This is a genomic window from Lentibacillus sp., assembly GCF_035301925.1.
Taxonomy (GTDB): domain Bacteria; phylum Bacillota; class Bacilli; order Bacillales; family Amphibacillaceae; genus Lentibacillus.
On sequence record NZ_DATGTI010000102.1, the window covers coordinates 1 to 4,166 of the forward strand.

The following is a 4,166-nucleotide window of genomic DNA, read 5'->3' on the forward strand; positions in this document are numbered from 1 at the left end:
AGGTAAGCAGCTGATGAACGACATTTTTCCCAAACACCAGGAAGCAATCGAAGAAGTTTTTCAAGAACTGACGGCGGATGAAAAGAAAACGGTTATCGATCTTCTAAAGAGAATCGGACAAAGATAGATGATGACAGAAAGGAGATTTACCATGAAACACATTTTCCAAAAAGGTAATGATCAGACAAAACCGACATTACTCTTACTTCACGGAACAGGAGGCACTGAGCAGGATCTGCTGCCACTTGCCGGTGAGATTGATAAAGATGCCAATGTCCTGAGCGTCCGTGGAAACGTATCGGAAAACGGGATGCCGCGCTTTTTCAAACGGCTGGCGGAAGGTGTTTTTGACGAAGAAGATTTGATCGCCCGGACGGAAGAATTGAATGAATTTCTCGATGAAGCAGCAGAGGAACACGGTTTTGACCGTGAAAATGTTGTAGCAATCGGCTATTCTAACGGTGCCAACATTGCTGGAAGCCTGTTGTTCCATTATCAGGATGCTTTAAAAGCTGCTATTCTGCACCATCCGATGGTCCCAAGACGAGGGATTGAACTGCCGGATCTCTCCGGAAAAAATGTCTTTATCGGTGCTGGTACAAATGATCCGATTTGTCCGGCTGAGGAATCGGAGGATTTGAAATCCCTGCTCGAAAATGCCGGTGCCCGAGTTGAACTCCATTGGGAAAACATGGGCCATCAATTGTCGATGAATGAAGTAAAAGCAGCTGCTGAATGGTACAACAATCTCTAATGTACGGCTGTCCAGAGTCGTGAGGACTTAACGTTTGGCGTTTTTCTGCCAACGTTCGGCGTTTACATTTTAAATCTCAGAAAAAATCGTTCGGAATAGCTCCGAACGATTTTTTAATCAGCCAGTAGCAAATGAATTTTATTTTCAGATGGGTCCTTAACGATATACGCATCCGTTTCCTTTTTAATGCTTGCACCTGCGCGCTCCAGGTTTTTAACTTTTTCTTCTCTGCTTTTTTCATCCGGAAAAATAAGTGAATACCAGTTGAGTCCTGCACTATTTTCTGCTGGAGCCGGCGCGTTTTCTCCGTTCCATATGTTCAGGCCGATATGGTGGTGGTAGTTACCGGTTGATGCGAACAATGCTCCGGGATAATTTGTCACAATCTGGAATCCAAGTCCATCCACGTAAAATGTTTCGGTATTTTGGAGATTTGCCACATGCAGGTGAATATGTCCCATAACCGTCGCTTTAGGTAAACCTTCCCATTCGTGATCACTTTCAGCAAGCAGACTATTGGCATCCAGCGGTTCGGTCGACATGGCAACCTGTCCGTTTGACCAGTTCCATTCATTTGATGGACGGTCACGATACACTTCTATGCCATTACCATCAGGATCATTGAGATAGAGTGCTTCACTTACCAAATGATCCGAAGCGCCGAGCTGAACACCTGCCTTGGCGACATGTCTCAGAAAACTGGAAAGATCGGCCCGTGACGGAAGTAAAATGGCGAAGTGAAACAATCCCGTTGTCCGCCCCTCTTTCGGCAGCACATTCTCCGGCTCTTCCAATGTCAATAGAGGGGTTTTACCATCTGCTGTTAAGACAGCTTTCCGGTCTGTTTGTTCCAGAATGCTGAATCCAATGATTTCTTGATAAAAGGGCAGTGATTTGTCGAGATCTGTGACATTTATATTCACTTCACCAACATATGTCGTTGGTTTTTTGAAAAATTCCTTTTCCAACCTATACAATCCTTTCTTGCGAGGCATTTCGATTATTATTATATACCAAGTTACTTTATGTAAGTAATTATACTGTTTAATTGAGCATTTAGCAAGGCGTAAATGTCACTTTTTCAAGACATCGGGGAAGCGTATCTAACCCTCTGTCCCAATATTTTTTGAACGTGGTGGATATTTTTGTATACTGAACATAGAAAGGGTGTCAATGATGATTGTAAGAGAACGCCAAAATAAGTATATTATGATTGAACAGGACCACCATGCGCGCATTTCCGGCCAACTGGCAGCCAACTTGAAAGATTCCTTCTTTTTGGAAGAGCGATTAAAACAACCTGTTCTATTTGCTATTGAAAACCATGATTTTGCATGGAAAATGATTGACAAGCAACCATTCTGGAATGATCGGAAACAAAAGCCGTACATGTTTACCGATTTTCCCAATCCGGCTAAAACCGTTTTTTACAAACACGGTATCGATGAAGTGGAACAACACAACCTTTACGCCGCTCTATTATGCAGTGAACACTATACGCGTTTTCTCCTGAATGACCCGGGAGAGGAATCCCAATTGTTTGTGCAGCATGAACGGGAGCGTCAAAAGCAGATTATCAACCGCTTAGAAGCGTATGACAAGAACATATTTGATGTCCATTACGGGTGGCTGCAATTTTTTGACAGTCTTTCATTATATCTTTGTCTCAACGAACCGGGTGTGAGCAAAGAAGACGAGCATCCGTTTTTCAAAAACGGCATTCCCATTTCACAGCCCCTCACTTTTTTTCATACAAAAAAAGTCAGTATTTACTGGAAAGATTCACAAACAGTCGAAATGAACGTATTTCCATTCAACAGCCCAATCGACATTACCATTCAGCAAAAATCGGTTCCGCAAAAAGCAATCGCAGAAAATGGCCTGATCAAAGCTTACGAGCAGGCAGAGTTGGATACAGTATCAGTCCGGTTAACATAATATGTGTCGCACTCGATTTCCAAAGCCGCATTCTTTTAGTAAAGATGTGGCTATTTTATTTTGTCCAACCAGCGAAACGATTTAACGACAATTCGCCAGCATTTTATCAACATTTATCCCCCATGTAACGGGGATTACTGTCCATAAATGTCCGATTCAGTTCGGGCCTGTATGATGCAGGTCACAAAGGCATTGCAGCACGACGTTGCGAATTTAGCCTTTGTTCCCTTCTTCAGTGGTGGAAAATTGCTCCCGCTAAATGAAGTTTTACTTTTCCCGCATGTCATGGTCAGTAACCCGCCAGAATACGGCGGCTAACTTTCCATAAATGCCCGATTCTATTCAACTAACATTCAGTGGGGAAAGTACACTCCTTTGAATGAAGTTTGTATGAGTAAAATGTTTACGGGAAGAAGATAGAAATGGAAATATTCTGATATTCGGGTTCCGTGGGCGGAATCCCAATATCGAAGGGGGTGAGTCTTTGTTTTCTTAGCATTAAATAACAAAGGAACTCTCACCTTTGATAAACTAGAATTGTTAGAGACTAGAAAGGTGGAGTTCCTATGTATCATGATAACAACAATTGGATTCATTTAAAAGAAATTCACTTTATTGACAATATATTTAAATAGTTTTAAAATTGACTGTAATATTTATTTATTTTTTCGTTAAATGTAAGCGATTTCCAAAATTTATGATACACCTTTGCTCAGGCTATAGGAGGATAACTAATGGAAAAGGAAAAAGAAATTTCATTGCTGAAGGCATTGCTTCCGCTCATTGTCATGATAATCGTAATGGCTGTCACCATTATTGTTTTTGAAGGAGATCCGCATGTCCCGCTGATTCTGGGAACCGTGGTTGCTGCATTGGCAGCCTGGAGTTCAGGATTTAAATGGAAAGATATTGAAGAAAGCATGTATAAAGGCATCAGACTTGCCCTTCCTGCTGTTGTCATTATCATGCTGGTCGGGATGATCATTGGTTCCTGGATTGGAGGCGGGATTGTAGCTACCATGATTTATTATGGTCTGCAAATCATTTCGCCTTCAATGTTTCTGGTAACCATCTGTATCATTTGTGCTGTCGTTGCCCTGTCAATCGGAAGCTCGTGGTCAACCATGGGAACCATAGGCGTTGCTGGTATGGGTATTGGCGCAGCAATGGAAATACCGACGGCAATGGTTGCAGGGGCTGTCATTTCCGGTGCCTACTTTGGTGATAAAATGTCACCGCTTTCAGAAACAACCAATCTGGCATCGGGGCTCACTGAAACGAACTTATTTGAACATATCAAACACATGTTCTATTCCACAATTCCGGGGCTTGTCATCGCGTTAATTGTTTACTGGATTTTAGGTCGAAATATCGGCGGAGGTTCCATCAATGAGTCAGAAATCGGGCAAACAGCAGCGATCATGCAGGAAAACTTTCTCATCTCACCGTGGCTGCTGCTTGTACCTTTGGTAGT

Annotated in this window: 5 protein-coding genes; 4 read left to right on the top strand and 1 reads right to left on the bottom strand. The window is 42.5% G+C overall.

Annotated features, from left to right (window positions below; translation table 11 throughout):
• Window positions 1-151: 151 nt before the first annotated feature.
• The gene (locus VK080_RS08770; RefSeq protein ID WP_324224388.1) at window positions 152-754 is read left to right on the top strand and encodes an alpha/beta hydrolase; all 603 of its coding nucleotides are present in this window, start codon (window positions 152-154) and stop codon (window positions 752-754) included.
• 113 nt (window positions 755-867) lie between these two features.
• On the opposite strand, the gene VK080_RS08775 is transcribed toward VK080_RS08770, so the two are convergent.
• Window positions 868-1,722 carry a VOC family protein gene (locus VK080_RS08775; protein ID WP_324224389.1) on the bottom strand — a complete coding sequence of 285 codons (855 nt, stop codon included), beginning with the start codon at window positions 1,720-1,722 and terminating at the stop codon, window positions 868-870.
• Window positions 1,723-1,927: 205 nt separating this feature from the next.
• Here VK080_RS08775 and VK080_RS08780 point away from each other — a divergent pair, with 205 nt between their 5' ends.
• From VK080_RS08780 to VK080_RS08790, 3 genes are all read left to right on the top strand, one after another.
• Window positions 1,928-2,692, top strand: coding sequence for a DUF3891 family protein (locus VK080_RS08780; RefSeq protein ID WP_324224390.1), 765 nt, complete (start codon window positions 1,928-1,930; stop codon window positions 2,690-2,692).
• A gap of 147 nt (window positions 2,693-2,839) precedes the next feature.
• Entirely contained in the window at window positions 2,840-3,010 is a 171-nt protein-coding gene (locus VK080_RS08785; RefSeq protein WP_324224391.1) for a hypothetical protein, read from the top strand.
• A gap of 416 nt (window positions 3,011-3,426) precedes the next feature.
• A partial coding sequence (locus VK080_RS08790) for a Na+/H+ antiporter NhaC family protein (protein WP_324224392.1) occupies window positions 3,427-4,166 on the top strand: 740 nt, incomplete at its 3' end.